The sequence below is a fragment of the Arthrobacter tecti genome (assembly GCF_054511355.1).
In genome coordinates this window covers 16,148-39,158 of the sequence record NZ_JBTNCT010000006.1, presented here as the reverse complement: position 1 = coordinate 39,158, position 23,011 = coordinate 16,148, and the positions used below count along the sequence as shown (strand labels likewise).

Annotated in this window: 17 protein-coding genes; 11 read left to right on the top strand and 6 right to left on the bottom strand. The window is 62.3% G+C overall.

Going from position 1 to position 23,011, the window contains the following annotated elements; all coding sequences use genetic code 11:
• The first annotated feature begins 55 nt into the window (after positions 1-55).
• The gene (locus tag ACX80C_RS09085; RefSeq protein WP_459326144.1) at positions 56-1,105 is read left to right on the top strand and encodes a DUF808 domain-containing protein; all 1,050 of its coding nucleotides are present in this window, start codon (positions 56-58) and stop codon (positions 1,103-1,105) included.
• Here ACX80C_RS09085 and ACX80C_RS09080 read toward each other — a convergent pair.
• Positions 1,073-2,182 carry a spore photoproduct lyase family protein gene (locus tag ACX80C_RS09080; RefSeq protein ID WP_459326143.1) on the bottom strand — a complete coding sequence of 370 codons (1,110 nt, stop codon included), beginning with the start codon at positions 2,180-2,182 and terminating at the stop codon, positions 1,073-1,075. The two genes, ACX80C_RS09085 and ACX80C_RS09080, sit on opposite strands and share 33 nt — an antisense overlap.
• Before the next feature lie 369 nt (positions 2,183-2,551).
• Between ACX80C_RS09080 and ACX80C_RS09075 the strand changes: the two genes are divergently transcribed.
• Genes ACX80C_RS09075 through ACX80C_RS09050 form a run of 6 tightly spaced genes read left to right on the top strand, consistent with a single transcriptional unit; the run spans position 2,552 to position 9,435 of the window.
• The gene (locus ACX80C_RS09075) at positions 2,552-3,871 is read left to right on the top strand and encodes an ABC transporter substrate-binding protein (protein WP_459326142.1); all 1,320 of its coding nucleotides are present in this window, start codon (positions 2,552-2,554) and stop codon (positions 3,869-3,871) included.
• 57 nt (positions 3,872-3,928) lie between these two features.
• Positions 3,929-4,933 carry a carbohydrate ABC transporter permease gene (locus tag ACX80C_RS09070; protein ID WP_459326141.1) on the top strand — a complete coding sequence of 335 codons (1,005 nt, stop codon included), beginning with the start codon at positions 3,929-3,931 and terminating at the stop codon, positions 4,931-4,933.
• Positions 4,930-5,808 (top strand): carbohydrate ABC transporter permease, encoded by an 879-nt coding sequence (locus ACX80C_RS09065; protein ID WP_459326140.1) that lies wholly within the window; start codon positions 4,930-4,932, stop codon positions 5,806-5,808. The genes ACX80C_RS09070 and ACX80C_RS09065 overlap by 4 nt, the downstream gene beginning before the upstream one ends.
• The gene (locus tag ACX80C_RS09060; RefSeq protein WP_459326139.1) at positions 5,808-7,295 is read left to right on the top strand and encodes a glycoside hydrolase family 1 protein; all 1,488 of its coding nucleotides are present in this window, start codon (positions 5,808-5,810) and stop codon (positions 7,293-7,295) included. The genes ACX80C_RS09065 and ACX80C_RS09060 overlap by 1 nt, the downstream gene beginning before the upstream one ends.
• Positions 7,296-7,345: 50 nt before the next feature.
• On the top strand, positions 7,346-8,365 hold the full coding sequence (locus ACX80C_RS09055) for a LacI family DNA-binding transcriptional regulator (protein ID WP_459326138.1): 1,020 nt from the start codon (positions 7,346-7,348) through the stop codon (positions 8,363-8,365).
• A gap of 14 nt (positions 8,366-8,379) precedes the next feature.
• Positions 8,380-9,435, top strand: coding sequence for a Gfo/Idh/MocA family protein (locus tag ACX80C_RS09050; RefSeq protein ID WP_459326137.1), 1,056 nt, complete (start codon positions 8,380-8,382; stop codon positions 9,433-9,435).
• Here ACX80C_RS09050 and ACX80C_RS09045 read toward each other — a convergent pair.
• The gene (locus tag ACX80C_RS09045; protein ID WP_459326136.1) at positions 9,416-9,952 is read right to left on the bottom strand and encodes a GNAT family N-acetyltransferase; all 537 of its coding nucleotides are present in this window, start codon (positions 9,950-9,952) and stop codon (positions 9,416-9,418) included. The genes ACX80C_RS09050 and ACX80C_RS09045 overlap by 20 nt on opposite strands.
• 141 nt (positions 9,953-10,093) lie before the next feature.
• Entirely contained in the window at positions 10,094-13,813 is a 3,720-nt protein-coding gene (locus tag ACX80C_RS09040) for a glycosyl hydrolase family 95 catalytic domain-containing protein (RefSeq protein WP_459326135.1), read from the bottom strand.
• A gap of 254 nt (positions 13,814-14,067) precedes the next feature.
• On the opposite strand from ACX80C_RS09040, the gene ACX80C_RS09035 reads away from it, so the two are divergent.
• Complete coding sequence (locus tag ACX80C_RS09035) at positions 14,068-18,237, top strand: family 20 glycosylhydrolase (protein WP_459326134.1); 4,170 nt, start codon at positions 14,068-14,070, stop codon at positions 18,235-18,237.
• Between the two features lie 102 nt (positions 18,238-18,339).
• Here the strand turns inward: ACX80C_RS09035 and ACX80C_RS09030 are convergent, their stop codons facing one another.
• Entirely contained in the window at positions 18,340-18,657 is a 318-nt protein-coding gene (locus tag ACX80C_RS09030) for a hypothetical protein (RefSeq protein WP_459326133.1), read from the bottom strand.
• Between the two features lie 226 nt (positions 18,658-18,883).
• Here ACX80C_RS09030 and ACX80C_RS09025 point away from each other — a divergent pair, with 226 nt between their 5' ends.
• Entirely contained in the window at positions 18,884-20,443 is a 1,560-nt protein-coding gene (locus ACX80C_RS09025) for an HNH endonuclease signature motif containing protein (protein ID WP_459326132.1), read from the top strand.
• A 196-nt stretch (positions 20,444-20,639) separates the two neighbouring features.
• Positions 20,640-21,287 carry a hypothetical protein gene (locus ACX80C_RS09020; protein ID WP_459326131.1) on the top strand — a complete coding sequence of 216 codons (648 nt, stop codon included), beginning with the start codon at positions 20,640-20,642 and terminating at the stop codon, positions 21,285-21,287.
• Between the two features lie 22 nt (positions 21,288-21,309).
• On the opposite strand, the gene ACX80C_RS09015 is transcribed toward ACX80C_RS09020, so the two are convergent.
• Positions 21,310-21,870 (bottom strand): dihydrofolate reductase family protein, encoded by a 561-nt coding sequence (locus ACX80C_RS09015; RefSeq protein ID WP_459326130.1) that lies wholly within the window; start codon positions 21,868-21,870, stop codon positions 21,310-21,312.
• Positions 21,870-22,607 carry an alpha/beta hydrolase gene (locus tag ACX80C_RS09010; RefSeq protein WP_459326129.1) on the bottom strand — a complete coding sequence of 246 codons (738 nt, stop codon included), beginning with the start codon at positions 22,605-22,607 and terminating at the stop codon, positions 21,870-21,872. Before ACX80C_RS09010 ends, ACX80C_RS09015 begins: the two co-directional genes overlap by 1 nt.
• A 109-nt stretch (positions 22,608-22,716) precedes the next feature.
• On the opposite strand from ACX80C_RS09010, the gene ACX80C_RS09005 reads away from it, so the two are divergent.
• On the top strand, positions 22,717-22,992 hold the full coding sequence (locus tag ACX80C_RS09005; protein WP_167995268.1) for a hypothetical protein: 276 nt from the start codon (positions 22,717-22,719) through the stop codon (positions 22,990-22,992).
• Positions 22,993-23,011: the final 19 nt, after the last annotated feature.

Genomic DNA, 23,011 nt, shown 5'->3' with positions numbered 1-23,011 from the left:
TCGACCAAGGCATCCACGCCCGGCCTTCCGCCCTCAAGCAGTACCGGAGTGAGCTGTGAGCGGCGGTCTCGTCGCACTCCTGGACGACGTCGCGGCCCTGGCCCGCATCGCCGCCGCATCGGTTGACGACGTCGCTGCAGGTGCCGCCAGGGCGGGGGTCAAGGCTGCCGGCGTGGTGATTGACGACGCCGCAGTGACCCCGCAGTACGTGTCCGGTGCGGACCCGTCCCGCGAACTGCCGATGATCAAGCGGATTTTCTGGGGATCGCTCCGGAACAAGCTGCTGATCATCCTGCCGGCGCTGCTGCTCGTGAGTGCTTTCGCCTCGTGGGCCATCCCGTTCATTCTCATGCTGGGCGGCACCTACCTCTGTTTCGAAGGCGCTGAGAAGGTCTGGCATAAGCTCCGCGGCGACCATGCAGCAGAGAAAACCCCGGCGGTGGAGAAGGGTCCTGAGGCGGAAGCCAAGGTGACCAAGGGCGCCATCACCACAGACTTCATTCTGTCCTGCGAGATCATGGTCATCTCGATGAACGAGGTGGCCGAAGAATCCATCCTCACACGGGCTCTGATCCTGATCGTCGTGGCCGTTGTGATCACGGTCGTCGTGTACGGAGCCGTTGCGCTGATCGTCAAAATGGACGACTTCGGCTTGCACCTGACCACCCGGGACTCAGTGGGCTCCAAGCGTTTCGGCGAGCTGCTTGTTAAGGGGATGCCCGCTGTACTGGCTGCCATCACGCTCGTTGGAACGGTGGCGATGCTGTGGGTTGGCGGTCACATCATGGTGCAGGGCGCCCACGACCTCGGTTGGCATGCACCCTATGACCTGATCCATACCCTCGAAGAACCCTTCGCCGGCATTGCCGTGGTCGGTGGTTTCCTGGCCTGGCTGGTCAACACTCTGTGTTCGGCCGTGGTCGGGTTGGCCTGGGGGCTGCTCATCATGGCTATCGTGCACCCGCTGCTGAAGGTGCTGCCGTTCGGCAAGAAGAAGGGCGGCCACGAGGAGGGCGACATCCGAGCCGCGGTAGCCGGCTATCGGCCGAACAAGAGCAGTGCCGATTCCGAATCAGGTCCAGTAGAGAAGCCGAGCGGCCGGTAGGCGCCGCTCCAGCTCGCTCGTGAACCACCCGCGCATTTCAGTCATGGTTTGTTTCGGGTAGACGTACTTCACGCCACCGAACTTCGAGCGCTTCCGGCTTCTTGATTCCTCGTCCATCTCGAGCCTGGTTCTCGGATACCAGCCCAGCAATACCTCCTTGCTGGCGGGAGTGAACCGGTGGGTGATGATTTCAGCGGTTAGATCGAGATCGTCGATGCCTTCGACCGCTGCGGAGACGTCATCGAGCAGGTCCGCATACTCTTCCCGCCAGCCCGGTATCGGCATGATGGGGGCTATAGTCAGGCCCACCCGGTAGCCGGCGGCTGCCACAGTGCGTAGGGCGTCGAGTCGGGCGGGCATGCGCGCCGTCCCGCCTTCGAACCTGTTCGCCACTTCTGCCGCGTTGACTGAAAACCGGATCCGCGTCCTGCGACCGTGGTTGAGGTTCAGCAGCCCGCCGACGTCGTCGAACTTCGTCGTAAATCGCAAGGACACGTTGCTTCCGAAGTTCCCCGCTCCTACGCGGGAGATCGCGGCAGCGAGGGAACCGGTCACGCTCTCGATGCCGAGAGGGTCGGTGTAGCAGGACAGCTCAAAGGTTGTGCCCTCGCCACCCCGCTCTAGGGTCCCGCTGGTGACGGAGCCCCTGCCCGCATGCGTGCGAATACCGCCCAGTACGTCGTCGATATTGGCGTACACGCGCGTCACCGGCGGTCCCTGCAGCGAACCGGCCAGGTAACAGTACTGGCAGTGAGCGGGGCAGCCCCTCGCGAGGTCGATCCGCCAGTCGGCGCTCGGCGGGATCGGTTGCGGCTTGAGCGCGCTGGGAGGGGCGACGACGACGGCGAGCGTGTTCTTCGCCGACGCGTACGTCTCACGCTCGGTTGCGCCGCGCAGACCCGTAAGCGCATTGCCGGGCAGGATTCGGATGTCGTCCACGCCGGCCTGTTCACAGCGCCTGACGATCTCGGCCGTGTGCGGTAGCTCAGCTGCCGCTTGCGTGATCAGCACGTGTTTCGGAACCCACAGGCGGGTGGGGGAGAGTGCGGTGAGATCCAGTTCCTTGGGAAGCGTCATCACTATTCACAACACTCCCAATGCCCGGTGCATTCCGCGTGCTGCCGGGATTCATCTTGCTCCAATGCTCGCGCCGGCGGTCGGGATATCCCAGCGAATCCGCCGATTCAGTGGGGATGTCTAGACACTCCCACTGAACTGCCCGATTCAGTGGGACGCTCTGTCCCCAGGACGCTGCCAGGGAATCTGATGGAGCGCCTCGGACGCTGCCGGAGAAACTGATGGAGCGCTCTATTGACATGTGATGCACGTCATCTGTACATTGGCTAAACCGTCGATGGAGCGCTCCATCACATCTCCCGCACCGATTCGCATGGGCTTCTCAAGCACGCCCATTTCCGCCCACAGCACGCACACAAAGGAGTGACCGTGACCTTTTCACGACGCACCAGAACCATCACCGCACTGACCGGCACGTTGGCCCTCGCACTGGCAGCTACCGGCTGCGGCAGCAGCAGTGAAGAACCTGCCAGTGCCGAGAACCCGGTCGAACTCACCGTTACCACCTTCGGCAACTTCGGTTATGACGATCTGTACGCCGAGTACGAGGCGCAGAACCCCGGTGTGACCATCGAGGCGAACAACATCGACGGCAGCGCCAATGCCCGCACCGATACATTCACCAAGCTCGCGGCGGGCTCCGGCCTGAGCGACGTCGTTGCCGTCGAAGAAGGCTGGCTCGGCTCCATCATGGAGGTTGCCGACCAGTTTGTGGACCTCAACGAGCACGGTGCCCAGGACATCAAAGACAACTGGGTCGACTGGAAGTTTGAGCAGGGTACCGATCCCAACGGCCGCGTGATCGGCTACGGCACAGACATCGGTCCCCAGGCATTGTGCTTCAACCAGGACCTCTTCGAAGCAGCCGGGTTCCCCACGGACCGCGAGGAAGTAGCAGAACTTTTCGGCAGGGATGACGCGACCTGGGAAACCTACTTCAATCTCGGCCGCCAATACAACGAGGCCACCGGCAAGGCCTGGTATGACCAGTCCGCGTTCGTCTGGAACTCCATGGTCAACCAGATGGAAGAGGGCTACTACACCACCGACGGCGAGTTGAACATCGAGGGCAATGAAGCGATGCGCGCCAAGTTCGACCTCTTGGCCGCCGGCACAGCCGACGGACTGTCCGCCAACCAGAAGCAGTTCGACTGGGGCAAGGGCAAGGCATTCGTCGACGGCTCCTTCGCAGTCCACGTGTGCCCGGCCTGGATGCTCGGCACCATCAAGGAGCAGCTTGAATCTGCTGGTGGAGGACCTGAAAGCGGTTGGGACGTGGCCGACGTTTTCCCGGGCGGTGCCTCCAACTGGGGCGGAGCCTTCCTTTCCGTTCCCGAATCCTCAGAGAACCCTGCCGAGGCCGCCAAGCTTGCAGCCTGGCTCACCGCCCCGGAGCAGCAGGTCAAGCAGTCTGCTGCAGCGAATAACTTCCCGAGCACCATTGAGGCGCAGCAGGCGATTGTCGAGGCTGCTGTACCAAATGAACTGTTCAACGACGCGCCTTACGGTGAGATCTTCGCATCGCGCGCAGAGGGCGTCGTCGCGCAGTTCAAAGGTCCGCAGGATTCGGTGATCCAGGAGAACGTCTTCGCACCCGCGCTGAAGATTCTCGACACCGGCTCGGGCACGGCCGATGAGGCCTGGAACGAAGCCGTGAAGCTCCTCAACGACCTCGTAGTCAACAACTAGCAGCACCGGCCGGGGCCTCCGGGATCACCGGAGGCCCCCATGGAGTCTGGAACCGCCATGACCACGACACTGAATCGCCCGACAACCGGCGCCCCTGCTGCCGGCAAACCTGCACCGACCTTCCGCCAGCGCCTGAACGTCCTTGACGTCAAGGCGTCCCCTTACCTCTATATAGCGCCGTTCTTTCTCCTGTTCGCTCTCGTGGGGCTGTTCCCACTTGGCTACACGTTCTTCGTTTCCCTCTTCGACTGGCACCTGCTGAAGGGCCAGGGCGAGTTCGTGGGCATGGCGAACTTCGCCGAAGTACTCCGGGACCGGTTCTTCTGGAACTCGCTGTTCAACACCATGAGCATCTTCCTGCTTTCCACCATCCCGCAGCTTGTGGTTGCAACCGCGATAGCGGCCGTGCTGGATCAGCACCTGAGGGCCAAGACGTTCTGGCGCATGAGCATCCTGCTCCCATACATCGTCACGCCGGTAGCCGTGGCCATGATCTTCGCGAACATGTTCGGCGAGCAGTACGGGCTCATCAACAACATTCTGGCCAGTCTGGGCATCGACCGCGTCATGTGGATGAACGAGACCCTGCCCAGCCACATCGCCATCGCCACCATGGTGAACTGGCGGTGGACCGGTTACAACGCCCTCATCCTGCTCGCAGCCATGCAGGCCGTGCCCCGGGACATTTATGAATCCGCCGCGATCGACGGCGCGGGTCCGTTCCGGCGCTTCTTCAGTATCACTCTGCCAAGCATCCGGCCCACCATGATCTTCGTGGTCATCACCGCAACCATCGGCGGCCTGCAGATCTTCACCGAACCGAAGCTCTACGACCCCAGGTCGGCCGGCGGAACCGCACGGCAGTTCCAGACCACCGTTCTGTACCTCTGGGAGATGGCCTTCCAGCGCCAGAACTTCGGCCAGGCTGCGACCATCGCGTGGCTTCTGTTCCTCATCATCATCCTCTTCGGAGTTGTGAACTGGCTGATCACCCGCCGCATCGCCACCTCCGGTGACATCCGAAAGATACGCACCAGAGTTACCTCGAGGAGAGTGCAATGACCGTCATCGAGAAGACCAGCCCCAGGACGGTCCCCCTGCGAAAGCGGATCTTCCGCAACGGCCACCGTCCGGGGTTCCTGACCTACGGCCTGCTGTTCGCCTTCTTCCTCGCCTCGGCGTACCCGCTCTGGTGGTCCGTAGTCATCGGCAGCCGATCCAATGAGGCACTCGGGCAAACGTGGCCGCCGCTGCTCCCCGGAGGAAATTTCTGGACGAACGTCGGCGAAGTATTCGACACCATCCCGTTCTGGCTGGCACTGGGCAACAGCGTCCTCATCTCGGGCATCATCACCGTCTCAGTCGTGGCCTTCTCCACCCTGGCCGGCTACTCCTTCGCGAAGCTCCGCTTCAGGGGCCGCAACGGACTAATGGTCGCCGTCATCGCCACCATGGCGATCCCCACCCAGCTCGGCATCATCCCGCTGTTCATGATGATGCGGACCCTGGGCTGGACAGGTGAGATCGGCGCCGTCGTTATTCCCACCCTGGTAACCGCCTTCGGCGTGTTCTTCATGCGCCAGTACCTCGTTGACGTCATCCCCGACGAGCTGATCGAGTCCGCCCGCATGGACGGTGCGTCAATGATTTCCACCTTCTGGCATGTGGCGCTGCCCGCCGCGCGCCCGGCCATGGCGATCCTCGGCCTGTTCACCTTTATGACGGCCTGGACGGACTTCCTTTGGCCGCTCCTGGTGCTCGACGCCGGCAACCCCACCCTGCAGACGGCGCTGAGCCAACTGCAGGCGGCGCGTTACGTCGATTACTCGATCGTGCTCACAGGTGCCGTTCTGGCAACACTTCCCCTGCTTGTGCTCTTCGCGCTCGCAGGCCGACAACTCATCTCAGGAATCATGCAAGGAGCAGTGAAGGGCTAATGCCACTCGACGCAATACACCACCTATCCACCGCCGACGGCGCCGCCAGGACGTGGCCCGAGGGCTTCCTATGGGGTTCCGCCACCGCTGCGGCCCAGGTTGAGGGCGCCAGCCACGAGGGCGGTAAGGAGGACTCGGTCTGGGACGCATTCGCACGCGTACCCGGAGCGATCGCCAACGGTGACAACCTCAACGACGCCGTCCGCCACTATGAACGCATGCCCGAAGACGTCCGCATCATGAAGGAGCTCGGGCTCGGTTCCTACCGGTTCTCGACCAGCTGGGCCCGCGTCCGTCCCGCGGACCGCGCTCCCAACCCCGAAGGACTGGACTTCTACTCCCGGCTCGTCGATGAGCTGCTGGGCGCCGGTATCCTTCCCTGGCTGACCCTCTACCACTGGGACCTGCCGCAGGCACTGGAGGAAAAGGGCGGGTGGGCCAACCGGGACACCGCCTACCGTTTCGTGGAGTACGCGAACGATGTCTACTCGTCATTGGGCGACCGGGTCCAGCACTGGACCACCTTCAACGAACCGTTCTGCTCCTCGTTGCTCGGATACGCAGCCGGAGTGCACGCACCGGGCCGGCAGGATCCGCGTGCCGCGGTTACCGCCGTCCACCACCAGCACCTGGCCCACGGCCTGGCTGTCAACGAATTGCGCTCCCGCGGCGCCGGCCAACTCGGCATCACACTGAATCTCAGCAACGCGATTCCACGGGACCCGGCGGACCCCATCGATCTGGACGCCACCCGCCGCTTCGACTCGCTGCAGAACCGGATCTTCCTCGACCCGATCCTGCGCGGTGCCTACCCGGAAGACACGCTCGCGGACCTGGAGCAGTTCGGGATCCGGGACGTGATCCACCCCGGTGACCTCGAGGTCATCGGCACGCCGATCGACTTCCTCGGCGTGAACCACTACCACGATGACCTCATCAGCGGTCACCCCAACAACGACGGCGACGACGGTCACTCCGGCGGCACCACCCGCAAAACCTCGTCGTGCTGGATCGGTTCCGAGGACATCTCGTTCCCGAGCCGGGGGCTGCCTCGCACCGCGATGAACTGGGAGGTCAATCCGGACGGGCTGCGGAAGCTCCTGGTCCGGCTGGGTGAGGAGTACCCATCCCTCCCTCCGCTGTACGTCACCGAAAACGGGGCAGCGTACGACGACGTCGTCAGCAGCGACGGCGCGGTTCACGACGTCGAGCGCACCCGGTATGTGCTCGACCATGTTGCCGCCGTAGGTGCGGCGATTGACGCCGGCGCCGATGTGCGCGGGTACTTCGTCTGGTCCCTGCTCGACAATTTTGAGTGGTCCTGGGGGTACGGCAAGCGGTTCGGCATTGTCCGCGTGGACTACGAGTCCTTCGAGCGCACCATCAAGGACAGTGGGCATGCCTATCGCCGGTTGATCACCGGGGCACGGGCGAACGGGGAGGTGGACCGGTCAAGGGGACAGGTGCTCACGCCGTCTGGGGCCTGACCCAACCTAGACTGGAGCCACACGTTCAAAGCCCATGCACGGAGATGATTGTGACAACAGACGCCAGCCGGTCGAGGCCCGCGCCAACCCTCGAAATGGTGGCCGCGCTGGCTGGCGTCTCACGATCAACGGTGTCCAGGGTGGTCAACGATGCGCCGAATGTTGATCCGGACATTGTGAAGTCCGTGCAGAAAGCCATCACAACGCTCAACTACATTCCCAACCGTGCTGCGCGTTCGCTCGCGAGTAGGCGCACCAACTCGGTTGCAGTGGTGGTTCCGGAATCCACCTCGAAGGTCTTCGCTGACCCGTTCTTCGCAACCCTGGTGGAGGGCGTCGCCCAGACCCTGGTGGAAACGAAGTACACGCTCAACCTGATCGTGTCCTCCGAGGCCAGGCCGGAGAAGACGAGGAGTTACCTTCTCGGCGGCAACGTTGACGGCGCCCTCGTGGTATCCCACCACAGCGGGGATCACTCCTGGACGAGGATCAACGATTCCCTTCCGGTGGTTTTCGCCGGCCGGCCCTTCCGCGGGGAAAGTGACAGCTTCTACGTGGAGGTGGACAACCAGGCGGCCGCCGAACGCGCCACCCAACACCTGGTCGAGCAGGGCCGGACGGCGATCGCCACGATTGCCGGTCCCCAGGACATGTACGCGGGCATTGACCGCTTGCGGGGCTGGGAAGCGGCACTGCACTCAGCCCGGCTCAACACCTCACTCGTGGAATTCGGCGACTTCACTGAAAGCTCCGGCAGGGAAGCGATGCGAAGGCTTCTCGACCGCGGCGAGAAGATTGACGCGCTTTTCACTGCCAATGACCAGATGGCCGCTGGCGCCTACGCTGTGCTCGCGGAACGCAACATCCGCATCCCGGGCGAGATCGCCGTCGTCGGCTTCGATGATGACTCGTTTGCCACGTCGGTGACTCCGACCCTGACCACCGTCCACCACCCCATCGTTGAGATGGGGCACCGAATGGCCGAAATCCTGCTCTCGCTCATCGAGGGCAATCCCGCTGAGCGGGTGACGAGGCTGCCAACCTCGCTAGTGATCCGGGATTCGGCCTGACCCCGAAGGAACCCATGCGTCGACACATTCTCGCTCCTCCTCCCTGCGCGGAACCCAACGCAAACCCGCTGGCCGCTACCGGAAGGAAGCTGCGCTGGGGCGTGGTGGCTACCGGGCAGATCGCCCGCAAGGTCACCGCTGACATCGCACTGTTGGAGGACGCCGTCCTGCACGCAGTCAGCTCCCGCCGGGAAGCCGCTGCCGCTGAGTTCGCCCGCGAGTTCGGCTTCGCGGTGAGCTACCACGACGACGACGGCGTGGCCGGCTACCAGCGTTTGGTGCGTGATCCCGACGTCGACGTCGTCTATATCGCCACGCCGCACAGCCAACACCGGGAGGTCGCGGAAGCGGCGCTGAAGGCAGGGAAGCATGTGTTGTGCGAGAAGCCGTTCACCGTGAATGCGGCGGACGCAGCCGCACTGGTGGAGCTCGCTCGAACCCAGGGACTCTTTCTCATGGAGGCGGTGTGGACGCGGTTCCTGCCGAGTGCGAACCGGGCGTGGGACATCATGGCGTCAGGCGAACTCGGGGACATCCAGTGGGTGCAGGCTGACCTGGGTTTTGTCTCCGCATATGACGCCGGATCCCGGCTCTGGGATCCAGCGGCCGGGGGCGGTGCCCTGCTTGACCTCGCGGTCTATCCACTGACGTGGGCCTTTGGGTCGCTGGGCGTCCCAACCGGTGTGACGGCGACGGGCACGGTGAACGACGACGGCGTGGACCTCCGCAACGCGCTGACCCTCACTTACGGGACGGGGGCCTTCGCCCAACTGACGACGTCGATCACGGCGACGTATCCCAGCACGGCAACCGTGAGCGGGAATGCAGGATGGTTGAGAACCTCGGCGCCGTTGTACAACCCTGCAGAACTACTCATCCAGTCCGGCGGTGACAGCCGCACCGAGGTGTTCGAGCAGGTCGGCAGTAACTACGTGTATCAGTTGCGGGAAGTCAGTCGGTGCATTCAGGCAGGACTTACGGAAAGCCCCACGATGCCCTGGGCAGACACGCTCCTGACCATGCGTTTACTGGATGAGGTCCGCGTCCAGTTCAGCGCGGCAGCGGTGTGAGCTCGGGCTCGGGGTCAGTTGCCAGACGGGCGTGGGTTTCCACGTCGAACCGTTCGACGCCGTAGCGGAGCTTCTCCCGTTCGATGCCCTCTGCAGGGAAGCCCGCGCGGGTAGCAACTCTGCACGAGGCCGGGTTGTTCACGCGGTGCCCGAGCTCTAGCCGGAACAGTCCCTCCGAGAAGGCCCATTCGCTTGCGGATGCCAGTCCGCGGGCGGCGAGACCGGAACCGCGGGCATCGGCACTTAGCCAGTAGGAGATCCAGGCCGTTCCGTGGTTGAACTCCATATTGGTGACGCCGATGCTTCCCACGGCTTTCCCGCCCGCCTCGACCGCGAAGTGCCGTGCCGACGCGCTTTCCCGGGCGAGTTGGTCCTCGATGAAGCGGCGGCACTCGTCAGGCGTCGAAAGGTTGTGGTGGCCGAACTGGACGCGGAGATCACCGCTGCCGGCGACGGCGCGGTGGAGGGCGCCGTCGTCGTCGGCTGTCCACTGGCGGAGGATCGCGCTTTCTGCCACGTCGTTCCTTCCGTGTGGGGCGAAGTCCAAGGGCCGTGCCACCAAAAGGGCGAAGGTAGTACGCGCATTTGCATACTACCTTCGCCCTAAAGCGAATGGCCCAGTTCAACTAGGCGTGAATCACTTCGGAACACTGAAGGTTCAGCGCTCGCCGTTCTTGATCACGCGGTCCCAGCCGAGGAGGGTGTCCTCAGCGTCAGTCAGCGAGACCCGCTTGGCGCCCGACTTCAGGTCGCTTGGCCACCTGAAGGTCAATTTGCCGTTTGCGTCCGCGAGCAGCCATCCCACAGGCGTCGCGTCAACGTAGACGTAGAACCATGCTTCGGCTGTAGGCGCGGTCAGGACTACGTCCTCATTTGGGCCGACCGGACCTCTCGGAGCACCGAAGTCGACTTCGCTCTCCCGCTTGAGTTCGTTCTTTCCCGGTGCAGTGGGCGTGAAGTCGGGCACCGGCGGTTCCTTGACTGCCGGAGCAACTGTCACCGTACCCGTGGCGATATTGTCATCCTCATTGGACTCCTCCACCACATTGGCCGGGTCAGCAACCGCAGTGACACTCAGCGCACCGTCCCGATCCCCCGAGTCCCAGGATGCCGTCACAGTCGCATCCACGCCCGCCGCAACATCCACCGGTCCGGCGGAAGCAACCACATCGCCGTCGACCGTGAAGTCAATGACAACAGCTGAAGCGCTTGCGTCGCCGTCGTTGGAGACAACTGCCGAAAGCGTGACTTCGGCACCGGGGGACGCCTGAGCCCCGGTGACACCGGAAACCGTCATATTCGCCAACGCCGGATCGGGATCCGACGCGGGGTAGCCGAATATCTCTACCTCGGGGAGATTCAGTTCGCTGGTTGTGTTGTTCAGCTGGATCCGGACGTAGCGCCCGGTCGTCTCGGTGGCCGTTTTCGACGGACGGCCCGCCTGGTCTGCCACCACGGTGGACCACACACCGTCCGCGCTCAGGTCCTCCGCTGTGAGCGCTCGGTCCGGGAACGGCTCGGGTGACACGGCTATCGTGTAGTTCTTGAGCCGAGTGGTGCAGCAATCGACACGATTCCAGACGGCTGTCTCGGTCAGATTGTGTTGAGCGCCGAGATCGACCTGCCACCACGGGTCAGATTCGCCTCCTGCGGTGTTCGAAAGGTTGGTGCCATTTCCGGACGTGTTGCCGTCGACGGCTTTCTCAGGTCCATACAAACCCGCGCCATCGGCCGTGTATGTGGATGATTGCGATGCGTCTTTGCCAAGAGCAACGTTGAGTGGTTCGAACTCGACGTTCTCCAGCGTGATCACATAAGTCTCATCCTTCTCCGTGGCGAACGAGATCCTGTCCAAACCACTTGCAGTTACAGCAACTTCGTTGCCTTTCGAGTCCCTGACCGTAGAATCGGCAATTCCCGAGTACTCGCCAGTGAAGGTTCCGCCGTTGCGCGCAGTCACCGAGAATTTGGTTGCGGCACCATGCGTCCAATCCATATCGATGACGAAGTTCCCCCGGGACACAAGGCCTTCGACACTACCGGTATGCCATGCCGTGGGAAGTGCCGGCAGGAACTGCGTGTAGCCCAGTTGGCTCTGCACAAGCATCTCCGTCATGCCGGCCGTCAGCCCGAAATTACCGTCGATCTGGAACGGCGGATGCGAATCCAGGAGGTTGTCCAGTAGACCGTTCGTGTTTCCGGCGAGCATCGCGCGAACCATGAAGTAGGTGTCCTCCGCCTGCCCGGTCCGGGCGTACATGTTGATTTTCATCGCCTTCGCCCAGCCGGTGCCGTTCAGACCGCGCTGGTCCAGTGACTTGATTGACGCCTGCATCCACTCAGGTGTGTCCTTGTTGATCAACGTTCCGGGGAACAACCCCAGTAGTTGGGAAGCGTGGCGGTGTACTGAACCCTGGTTGGCGCTTCCTCCGGCGCCGAAGTTCCAGATGTTCTCTTCCGGAAGGGAGCCGGCCTGGGCCTTACCGAGCGTGGTCTCCTCGAACCACTCCTTGACCTGGCCCTCCTCCCCGATCAGGATCGGGTCCAACTGGGACTGCTTTTCCTGCCACACTTCACGCAGATCCTCGTCGACTCCCAGGACCTCGGAAGCGTCGATGGCCATCTTGTAAAGCTCCCACACCACTGACTGGTCATAGGCGGTCCCCACAGCGGTAGGACCGTGTTCCGCAGAAACGCCGGGAGCTACGGTGAGGCGCTGCTGGTAGTCGCTGTACCAGAGGTACTCGTTCCAGAAGACCGCCATTTCCTTGAGCATGGGGTAAGCGGTCTCGCGAAGGAAGTCCTGGTCACCAGTGAATCGGTAGTAGTCGTAGATGTTCTGCAGTGCCCAGGAAGATCCTCCTATGTTCCAGCCGTACTCCTGGGATCCGATGGGCGCAGTGTGCCCGAACGGATTGACCTGGGTGTTTATGAGGAAGCCGTTTCCCTCGCCGATTGGCGCTGTCTCAAATCCTTCCGTCTTCACGGCTGCTGATCGCTCGGCGGTCAGGCGTCCCGGAACAACCAGGGACTCCACATACTCATTGAACGGGATCTGTGTTTCCGCCAGGTTGGTGGTCATGGCGGGCCAGTAGTTCATCTGGACGTTCACGTTGAAGTGATAGTCGGCGCCCCAAAAACGGCTGGCATCTCCGATCATCCACAGTCCGCAGAGGTTGGTTGGAAGATCCCCTGCCCGGGATCCGGAGATGCTGAGGTAGCGGCCAAACTGGTAAGCCAGCTCGTCAACGGCGAGATCGTACTTGCCCGCCCGGTATTCCCTCATGAGCTGGTCGGTGGGAACATCGGGTACAGCCGCGCCCAGATCTACTTCCACCCGTGAGAAAAGTTCCTGATAGTCATTGAGGTGTCGCTCGAGCAGACTTGTATATCCGCCGGCGAGAGCGGATTCAACGCGTTCGCTGATTTTCTCGTGCGGGTCCTCCCCGCGGTAGGCCGGATACTCGTTCTTGTAGTTCGTGCCCGTTGAGTAAACCAATGTGACAGCGTCCGCACCGGTGACGGTGAGGGCTCTGCCGTCCGCGCTGGTCACCGTTCCGCCCTCGTTCGCCAGTTTCAGCTGCATCTCGGCCTTCATCTGGTTGTCATTCACCTGGCCGGCAAGCGTGATTGACTTGCTGCTCGCATCCGCTTCAGCACTGGTGGTCAGACCTGCGGCCGATTGCGCTGCCGCGGTGAAGGTAAGCTTGCCCGGCTCTGTTGCGCTCAGTCTCACCACCGCGACTTGATCCGGGTAGCTTACGAAGTACTCCCGTTCGTAGTGCACGCCGTTGGAATCGAAGTTCACAGTCGAGACACCGGTGCGCAAGTCCAAATCGCGAACATAGTTGGAAGCACCGGCGTCTGTTACCCCGGCGGCAGCGAAGTCCAGATAAATGTCGCCGAAGTCCTGGTATTGGCCCATTCCTCCGGTATTCCCGAACATTTGGCTCGTCAGCCGACTGTTCGACTCTCCCGCCGGAAGTCCGAACACATGGGTGGACTTTGTGTCCAGCGCTTCGCGGTAGGACTCCAACTGTTCAGGTGTGACCCCGACAGTCCGGTTGCCGCCTATGTAGTTCCGTCCCTGGGCCGGACCACCCCTCCACAGGGTCTTCTCGTTGACATGCAGGCGCTCCTTGCCTGGGTGCCCGAATGCCATCAGGCCTGTGGTGCCGTTGCCCTGCACAAGCGCCTGACTTTCCCAGTCGGTGACAGGAGTGGTGTACCACATGCGCAATGGGTCCTCCGCGGGAATGCCGGAATCGCTCGTTTCCGTGACGACCTGCGTATCGGACGCTTCAGGCGGTGGTGGGGCGACGCTGAGCAGCGGTACTACAATTGCCGCGGTCAGCACAGCTGATAAAAATAGTCTCATTCTTGTGGCTCCAGATCCGAGGATTGGTATTCCGAGGGCACGTAGTTGACTCAAACATCCGACGTTCGAGCTTTGAATATAGGCTACAGAGTGGCACAAGTGACGGATATTGAAAACACCGTGCTTTGAAAATTCAAAAAATTGCAAAAGTGTCTGGATGTTTTCACACTTTGTGCTTAGGGTAAACAAAGCCGGTGATGTAGTTCACATTTCGCCCTCCATCTACGCCGGCTCTCAACTTCCCAGGAGCCAACATGTCTCACTTCAGCCCCGTTGCTTCAAAGCCGGAAAGCCGCTTGCCCCGGCGTCGTTGGAAGGGGTTTCGACGGGCTGCCCGCACCGCAGCGGCGTCCATCGCCCTGATGATGCTTGCTGCCACCTTTGTTCAACAGGGTGCGGCGGCTGAGACTGCCGCCGAGCCGGTCAATGCCGCCTTGAAGTCCAGCGGCGCGGTGGTATCGGCCTCCGGCAGTGAAGGTGACGGTTCGTTCGGGTGGACACCCGAGAAGGTGATCGACGGAATCACTTCCGGACCCGCGGGCACCAACACGTCGCGCTGGTCATCCAACGCCGCGGATGACGCCTGGATCACCGTGAAGACCGCCGAACCGGTTGTCATCGATCATGTCAACATCTACTGGGAGACTGCGTGTGCCAAGCGGTATGTCCTCCAGGTATCCACCGACGGGCAAAATTGGGTGGACGCGACGGGCGAGGTTGCGCCGGCGTGCGCGCAGTTGGACACCCAGACTGTCGGAGGGGAAGCCGACCCTTTGACCGCCTATCAGTACGTCAGGATGCAAACGCTCGAACGCACCCCTATTGGCGGACGGCTCTATGGAGTTTCGCTGTGGGAACTGGAAATCTGGACCGGACCGGAACCGAAGCCAGAGGAGGAAGCCGCGTTGATTCCCCAGCCTGCGGTCGTTGAGAACGACGACGACGCCGCCCCCTTCGTGCTCGAGCCGTCACTGACAATCAATACCACCGGCGACGCCACCCCGGTAGCCGAGCTGCTCGCACAGGGCCTGCGGGATTCCACCGGGTATGACGTACCGGTTCAGGCAGGCGGCGAAGCTGCCGGAAGTATCACGATCACCGTCGATCCCGATGCCGCATACACGGTGGATGGCGCGGCGGCTTCCGAGGAGTCGTATGTCCTGGACGTCACAACAGACGGCGTTTCCATCACGGCCAAGACGCCGCACGGTGCGTTCAACGCCACGCAGACCCTCCGCCAGCTCCTGCCGGCATGGGCACACTCGGACACTATAGTGAACACGGAATGGGCCGTGCCCGCGATTCACGTCGAGGATGCCCCGAGGTTCTCTTACCGTGCAGTGATGCTGGACGTCGCGCGTTCCTTCCAGAGTGTCGATGCCGTGAAGAAGTACATTGACACGCTGTCCCAGCTGAAGATGTCCGTTCTCCACTTCCACCTTTCCGATGACCAAGGCTGGCGGATCCAGATCACGAACGAGGGCAAAGTCGAAGGGGACCCCATCGACTACAGCCGCCTGACCTCAGTATCGGGGTCGACCGGCATGAACACCCGCGGCTACCAGGACGAATTGGGACGCACAGGGTTCTACACCCAGGATGAGTTCCGTGACATCGTGGCGTACGCGAAGGAACGCTTCGTCACCATCGTCCCGGAGATTGACGTGCCCGGCCACACGAATGCCGCTCTGTACGCCATTCCCGAGTTGAATACGGAGCGTTCGCTTCCCGCGCGTGACCCAAAGACCGGCGTCGTTCCCTGGAATGGTACGGGCAATGTCGGCTACTCGGCACTCGATGAGCAGCTGGACCTTAGCTACACCTTCGTGCAGCACGTCTTCAAGCAGGTCGCGGAAATGGCCGACAGCCCCTACGTGCATATCGGCGGGGACGAGTCTCACGCAATGGGGCATACCCGGTACGTCGACTTCATCAAGAAGGTGGTCCCCAAGGTCCGTGAGGTAACCGGCGGCGCAGGCACGATCGGCTGGAGTGAGTATGCGGAAGCCGGACTGGAGCAGGGGCCGGGCTACTGGAACGGCTCAGTGGTGCACTACTGGGTAGGCGCCGGAAGCTGGGTCAGGGACTTCGTCGCCAAGGGCGGCAAGGCTGTGGTTTCGGCTGCTGGCGGTGCTTACATCGACCAGAAGTACACCCCGGCAACCCCGATCGGACTTAGCTGGGCCTGCTCCGGAACGTGCGACGTCGACCGCTATTACAACTGGGAACCGACAACAGTTGTTCCAGGCGGCGTGCCGGAGTCCGGTCTCCTTGGCGTCGCCGCGCCGCTCTGGTCTGAAACGGTGCGAGGCCTCGACCAGGCGCAGTACCTGACTCTCCCTCGTGCAGCAGCAGTACTCGAGACAGGGTGGAGCGCCGCGGATCGAAAGGACGTCGAGTCCTTCAAGGATCGTCTCGGCCAGTTCGGTGAGCACCTTACCGTGCAGGGAGCCAACTACTACGAGACTCCCACAACAAAGTGGACCACCGACGTCGCCGGCTTGGATCTGGACGCCCGGACGAACGCGCAGGCGAAGTGGCCAGTTGGTCAGGTTGTCGCTCCGGGTACCAAGTCTTCGGCGGACGGAACGTCGATTGTCGCTGACACTGTGACCACGGATGGAGATACTGTCTCCAACAGTGCTCTTACAGAGCCGTTGACCGGTGAACTGGTCTGTGGGACCACCATAATTCCGGTGAATTTCACCCAGGATCAGGAGCGGGACAACCTGCACAGTGCAGGTGTCTACAGTGCGGTTGCGGACCATGCGTTCGCTGCTGATGCATCCTGCACATTGACGCTCTCGACCGGCGAAACCCGGTCCGTGAACGTTGCCGTAGCGCCGGATAACCCGCTGCCGCCGATTGAGCCCGGCCCAACCGGTGACCCCGCCGTTACTGCCGGGCACACTGACAAGGCCGCTGTTGCAGGGAACTGGGAACCGCTGAGCCTCACTGGCTTCGCGCCCAACGACTACGTGGACATCAGCGTGAACGGGGAGCGCGTCTACTCCGTGCGTACGCTTGAAGACGGTACGTTCACCGGTCACGGCGTGGTTCCGAGGGAAACTCCAGCCGGTGAGGCCACCCTCACCGCCAGCCAGGGCGAGCGAACAGCGTCAGTGAGTTTCGACGTCGACTCTGACTTCAAGGTGCTGGCGAATCCGCTGGATCAGTCCCTGTTGAGTGTTCACGACGTCGATAGCGAGGAAACCGAGGCCGAGGATGGTGCGGCAATCAACGTGCTCGACGGTGATCCCGCCACGATCTGGCACACGCAATGGAGTGCAGCGCAGCCGGCGTTCCCCCACTGGATCACTCTTGACCTCGGGGCGGAATACAACGTGACGGGGCTGCAGTACCTGGCGCGTCAGAGCGGCGCAAACGGCCGGATCAAGGATTACGAGATCCAGGTTTCGGCCGATGGAACAACGTGGTCGGACCCGGTTGCTGCCGGTGCGTTCACTGCGGACACGTTCAGCCAGACCGTCGAGCTTGAATCCACGCGCGGCCGCTACGTGAAGCTCAGTGCACTGAACTCGATACCGGGCAACGCGTTCGCCGGTGCAGCCGAGATCAATATCGGTGGCACTCCTGTTGATAACGCTGCTCCAGTTGCTTCACTTGCGATCGATCCGGCTACGCCGGCTTCGGGCTGGCACACGTCGGCCGCAACCGTCACCGCGACGGCCACCGACGACGGCGACTCCGCACCCACGCTGGAGATCGACGCCGGTGCCGGGTGGCAGCCGTACGAGGGCCCGGTGGAGGTTTCCACCGAAGGTGTTTCTACCGTGAGCGCGAGGGCGACCGACGCGGCGGGCAACGTGTCCGACGTCGTAAGCCTGGACATCAGGGTGGACACAGAAAAGCCGGTCACCTCAGCTGTGGTGGACGAGGACGCGCGGACTGTGTCGCTGGGGGCGACTGACGCCGGCTCCGGAGTGGACCGGGTCGAGTACGCGGTAGGCGACGCGGCCTTCGCAGAGTACGGCGAACCGATCGTGGTCTCCGACGCACAGACTACGGTTCGCTACCGGGCCGTTGATGTGGCCGGTAACGTCGCGGAGGCCCTCACGGTCGAAGTACCGAAGGCCGACGACGGACGTGCTGAGACGTCTGTGACCGTGACGTGGAAGGACGATTCGCTCCCGCAGTTCCGCAGGGCGATCGCTGATGTGACGGTGAACTCGCCTGCCGGTCAGCCCGGTGGCGTGGTTGAGCTGCTGAATGGTGACGAGGTGATCGACGCGCAGACTTTGAAGAAGAAGGGGACCGCGCAGTTGTCCTTCCGCGTGATGCTTGACGAGGGCACCCACAACCTGACGGTTCGGTACGTGGGCGATGCGTCGTACGCCCCTTCCGAGACCGAGGTTGAGCTTAGCGTCGAGCCCACCAAGGCGCGGGGACGAGCGGGGCGCTAGGCATCTGGACCTATTGATTGAGGAGCGCTCGGGCCACTGGCTGGAGCGCTCTTCTTCTGGGTTGGCGGGCAAACCCGACGATCCTTTCTGGAAGGGATGCTGTCACTTTCCTTGTCCCTCTGACGTTTCAGGGCCGGCTGGATCCTTCCGTGGCAACATGTCAGAAGAGTTGTGGAGTATCTCGTTTCCGTCGTCGTCATAGTAGGTCGTTGCTTCGACGGTCCTAGTGCCGACCAGTGTCTCGCGATGCCGCTCGGTTTCTTGGGAGTATCGCTCGCTCCAATCGAAAGCCAGGTCCATAGTGAAGACCATGACTAATCCGAGCAAAGCGCCAGTCAGGACGGTCCAGTTGCCTACGACGAGGCTGACGATCCCAGCAGTGATAAGCAGAACACTGCCGAGAATCACATAGATCTTCATGCGGTCTCCTCACTGTAGAAGTCGCAGGTTCTTACTGGCCTGATTTGCTTCAAGGTCAGTGTGGCAGTCTCGACGTCCACATGGGGTCTGGCCGAACCATAGCGGTTCGGGGAGTAAGGCCTCGGGTTTCGAGTAGACCTCGGCGTAGACCGGCGGTCTACGCCGGTTTTTCGGTTCTGGTGCTGCTCGATCCGGTTTTGTCAGAGCCGGATGATTGAGTGAGGGTATGGATTTCGTTGGCGGGTTGCCGAGCCTTGAGGACGCGTATCGTGACGCGGACCGGGGCTGGCGTGGCGCGTATTTCGAGGAGAACCTGGATCCCGGTGGCGGTGGCTCCTTCCCTGATGAGCATGCCCGGGCTCGGGTGGAGAACGCGTCCCCGTACGAGTTGGTCGGCTTCGTGCAGCACGCTCAGACCGGTTCCGCGGCTGCGTTGGCTTCGTTGGCTTCGTTCGGTTCGTTGGGTTTGGCAGATACGTTGGATGCGTTGCGGGCGGCGGACCGGTTGACGTCGTGGGCTGCAGGGCAGCGCGCCCGGCTGGTCTCGGCGGTATATTCGGCTTGTGATGGCGGGAATTCGTCGTGGTCGGGTAGGGATTTGCAGTTCACCGAGGCCGTGTCGGAGACAGCTGCACTGTTGAAGCTGTCCGAGGGTGCCGCTGCCCGTCTGGTGTCTGAATCGTTGGCGTTGACCGGTTCATTGCCGGGCACGCTGCAGGCCTTGGAGCAGGGCCGGCTGTGTCCAGGAAGGGCATCGGTCATCATTGAGCAGTCCCGGACCCTTCCCGCGGAGGCTGTACCGGGGTTTGAGGCGAAGGTCCTGGAGACCGCACAGGAGTTGAACCGGCCCAAGCTCACCGCACGGTGTCGGCGGTTGCGGGAGAAACTGCATCCCGAAACGATCACCGCCCGCCGGGTCAGAGCCGAGACCGAGCGGTGCGTGCTCATCGAACCGGGCCCGGATGGGATGTCCTGGCTCAGCGCGTACCTGCCGGCGGAGCGGGCTCACGCCATTCATACGACCCTTGATGCCACCGCCCGCGGTTTACGGGCCGCCGATGACCCGCGGACCCTGACCCAACTCCGCGCTGATGTGTTCGCTGACATCCTCCTGAACGCATCAGGTTCTAAGGGAAGTGATGGCCTGGTTCCTTCTACGGCGAAGATCCTGGTCACCGTCCCGGTGTTCTCTCTGATGGGACTGACCGATGAACCGGCAGAGTTGGAAGGTTACGGGCCGATCCCGGCAGAAGCCGCCCGGGAGTTGGCCGGTAACGCCACCTCGTTCCTCAGGCTGCTCACGCATCCGTATACCGGGGCTGTGCTGGGTTTGGACCGGACCCGGTACCGGCCCAGTGAGGACCTGCGCACCTGGATACAGGTGCGGGAGAAAACGTGTTCTTTCTATGGGTGTAACCGGCAGGCCAGCCGCTGTGACCTGGATCATCTGATCTCCTGGGCCGAGGATGGTGCCACCTGTCAGGACAACTTGTATCCGGTCTGTCAACGGCATCACATGCTTAAGCATCAAACCGACTGGACACCGAAAGCTCACCCGGAGGGCAGCGGCGGCGGCGGGCTGTCGTGGACCTCGCCCGGGGGACGGACCTACACCACACCACCAGAACCACCACCAAGCGATGGTGAGGTTTCACCGACCACCCGGATCCTGCAAAACCTCACCACCACCATGCGAGCCCGGTGCAACGGTGACGGTGAACCGGACACCGAACCCGCTGAGGAAGACGGACCGGAGCAACAAGCCGAACGGCCGCCACCCTTCTGACACCACCGAACACGCGCATAACGCACGATCGAGAGCACTGCTGTCGCGCCCAACGAAACGAAGTGATCACCGCCTCCTGGCGAGTAGAGAGGTTTCGTTGCGCCCGCGCTGTCGCGCCCTGATTCGAACAGCCCTTGTGTGCGTGGCTCGTTGCAAGCGATGCTTAGAGGCACTGTGGGTCGAACGGGGGTAAGACGTGGAACTAACCGAGCATTCCGCTGGCTGGAACCGTGCCGTCCGGCTGGCTGGCGGCCTTCAGGACCACGGCATCTCCGCGGCCGTGAAGCGTTACTACGTCACCGTGCTTCCGCTGGTCGTGGTCGTGTCGGTAATTGTGGTCTGGATTGTCGGGGTGGTCATTTCCGGGCGCGCTGACCGGCTTCTCTTCGGGATTGGAGTGATGTTCTCGGGGCTTGCCGTAATGATCAGCGGGTTCGTGTACTCATCGAAGAAGGTGAGCCCTCTCGTAACGCCGGATGGGCCGTCGATCCATCACCTGGTCAGCGAAGGAGAGTCGAAGCGTGGCCGCAGGCAAATTCGCGGTTCCGTTCAGGCCGAAGGGGACGAACGCATCGTGGCTCGCGGCCTGGTCATCCAAATGCGTAAGGGCCTTGCATCACAACTGTTGGTTGCGCCCGGATATGTGCTCATATTCTTGCCTCAGGCCTTCATCGGATCAGATGGACTGAGATGGTGGTTCCTTGCGGTTGTCGCGGCGTTTGCGGCGGCGTTTGGCCTGATGGCCCGCGAGTTTCATCGCACGTCGGTCTTCCTCAAGTCGACTGAACCCGACACGTCCGCTAAACCTGCAGAGGACCGCCCTTCAGGCGACCGCCCTGCCTAAGTCGTACGCTCGAAACGCGGACTCAGCGACCGACGTCGTACTGCAAAGCCAACGTGCCGTTAGCGAACCGGCGGGTGTCCTTGAGCTGAAGGTCCAGCCGCACATCCCCCGGGAAAAGACTCAAGCCGCCGCCGATAATCACCGGCAGCAGCAGTAAATACACCTCGTCAATAAGCCCTGCGCGGAAGGCCTGAACGCCGAGCGTCGGCCCGCCGATGCCGATGTCCGCTGACGCCGTGCGCTTCAACTCCTCCACAGCGGCAGGCTCAAACGAGCGCTCAAGCCGGGTTTTCGTCGTCGTAATGTCCTGCAGGCTGGTGGAGTAGACGATCTTGCTGGCCGCCTGCCAGATCTCGGCGTACTCCTTGGCTGCGGGGGAGTCGGCAACGGAATCGGGATCTGTTTCCCAGACGGTCATCAGCTCGTAGATCCGCCGTCCGTAGAGGTAGGTCCCTATTGGACGTTCCTGTGCGTTGATGTAGGCGAGTATCTCTTCGTCCGGTTCGGCCCAGTCGAAATTGCCGTTCGCGTCGGCAATGTAACCGTCCAGCGACCCGATCATGGAGTAAATCAGCTTCGCCATTACTTCACCCATCCTTGCCGTCTGAGCCATTGTTCGCACAGGTCTGTCCATTGATCCGGACCGGATTCTTCAAGCGCTAACCCCAGTCCGTGGGCGCCGTGCGGAAAGACGTGCAGTTCCGCCGGTACTCCCTCCCGGACCAGCGCGCGCATATAGGCGAGGCTGTGCTCGACCGGCACGGCGTCGTCGTCGGCTGTATGCCAAAGGAACGACGGCGGCGTTGCTGCCGTCACGTTCAGGTCCGGCGAAAGTTGGCGAAGCAGGTCCGACGACGGCGCGTGGCCGAGCAGGTTATCGATGCTTCCCTGGTGAACGGCGTCCATGAAGGAAATGACGGGATAGCAGAGGATGGACAGGTTCGGTACCGCCGCGGGCACGTCAAACTGCGGATCACCGCAGGAGGCGGCCGTGGAGAGGGACGCCGCCAGATGCCCGCCGGCGGAAAAGCCCAGTACACCCACTCGGTTGATGTCGACCGGCAGTCCGTGCGCGCCCTCCCGGATACGGATCATTGCTGCTTTGGCGTCAGTCAGCGGTGCAGGGTGCCTGTTGGGAGCAACCCGGTAGCGAAGAACGAAAGCGTGAATACCCATTGCGGCGAGCCATTGAGCTACCGGCTCGGTTTCATGGGCGGCAGTCATTCCATACCCGCCGCCGGGAAGGACGAGGACAGCGGGAGAAGGCTGCGGTGTGTCGGTCGTCGCGGGGAAAACAGTCAGGTCGAGCGGACTCGTCATGGGTTCACACTAGCGAAGCTCACGCGCTTCAACGAGGGGTTGATGCGTTGAACTGAGGTGCGTATTTTAGTAAGGGTACTTTGTACTTTCCGGAGCACGAGGAGGAACCATGGCATCGTCGCAGACAACCACCGACCACGATGAGATCCGCAAGTGGGTCGAGAGCAACGACGGCAAGCCTGCCAGCGTCAAGGGAACGGAAGGCAACGACGACGCCGGAGTCCTGCGCATCGACTTCCCCGGAGGCGCAGGCGAGGACAGCCTCGAGCACATCAGCTGGGATGAATGGTTTGAGAAGTTCGATGACAACAAGCTCGCTTTCCTGTACCAGGAGGAAAAGGCGAGCGGCGAGTCCAGCACGTTCTTCAAGCTCGTGAACCGCTAGCGCAAGCTAAATCGCGCCC

Bases quoted from the DNA above. Each gene is read 5' to 3' on its own strand.
- ACX80C_RS09080 (WP_459326143.1), bottom strand. From the start codon at position 2,182: ATGACGCTTCCCAAGGAACTGGATCTCACCGCACTCTCCCCCACCCGC.
- ACX80C_RS09070 (WP_459326141.1), top strand. From the start codon at position 3,929: ATGACCACGACACTGAATCGCCCGACAACCGGCGCCCCTGCTGCCGGC.
- ACX80C_RS09065 (WP_459326140.1), top strand. From the start codon at position 4,930: ATGACCGTCATCGAGAAGACCAGCCCCAGGACGGTCCCCCTGCGAAAG.
- ACX80C_RS09060 (WP_459326139.1), top strand. From the start codon at position 5,808: ATGCCACTCGACGCAATACACCACCTATCCACCGCCGACGGCGCCGCC.
- ACX80C_RS09050 (WP_459326137.1), top strand. From the start codon at position 8,380: ATGCGTCGACACATTCTCGCTCCTCCTCCCTGCGCGGAACCCAACGCA.
- ACX80C_RS09040 (WP_459326135.1), bottom strand. From the start codon at position 13,813: ATGAGACTATTTTTATCAGCTGTGCTGACCGCGGCAATTGTAGTACCG.
- ACX80C_RS09035 (WP_459326134.1), top strand. From the start codon at position 14,068: ATGTCTCACTTCAGCCCCGTTGCTTCAAAGCCGGAAAGCCGCTTGCCC.
- ACX80C_RS09030 (WP_459326133.1), bottom strand. From the start codon at position 18,657: ATGAAGATCTATGTGATTCTCGGCAGTGTTCTGCTTATCACTGCTGGG.
- ACX80C_RS09025 (WP_459326132.1), top strand. From the start codon at position 18,884: ATGGATTTCGTTGGCGGGTTGCCGAGCCTTGAGGACGCGTATCGTGAC.
- ACX80C_RS09015 (WP_459326130.1), bottom strand. From the start codon at position 21,870: ATGGCGAAGCTGATTTACTCCATGATCGGGTCGCTGGACGGTTACATT.
- ACX80C_RS09010 (WP_459326129.1), bottom strand. From the start codon at position 22,607: ATGACGAGTCCGCTCGACCTGACTGTTTTCCCCGCGACGACCGACACA.
- ACX80C_RS09005 (WP_167995268.1), top strand. From the start codon at position 22,717: ATGGCATCGTCGCAGACAACCACCGACCACGATGAGATCCGCAAGTGG.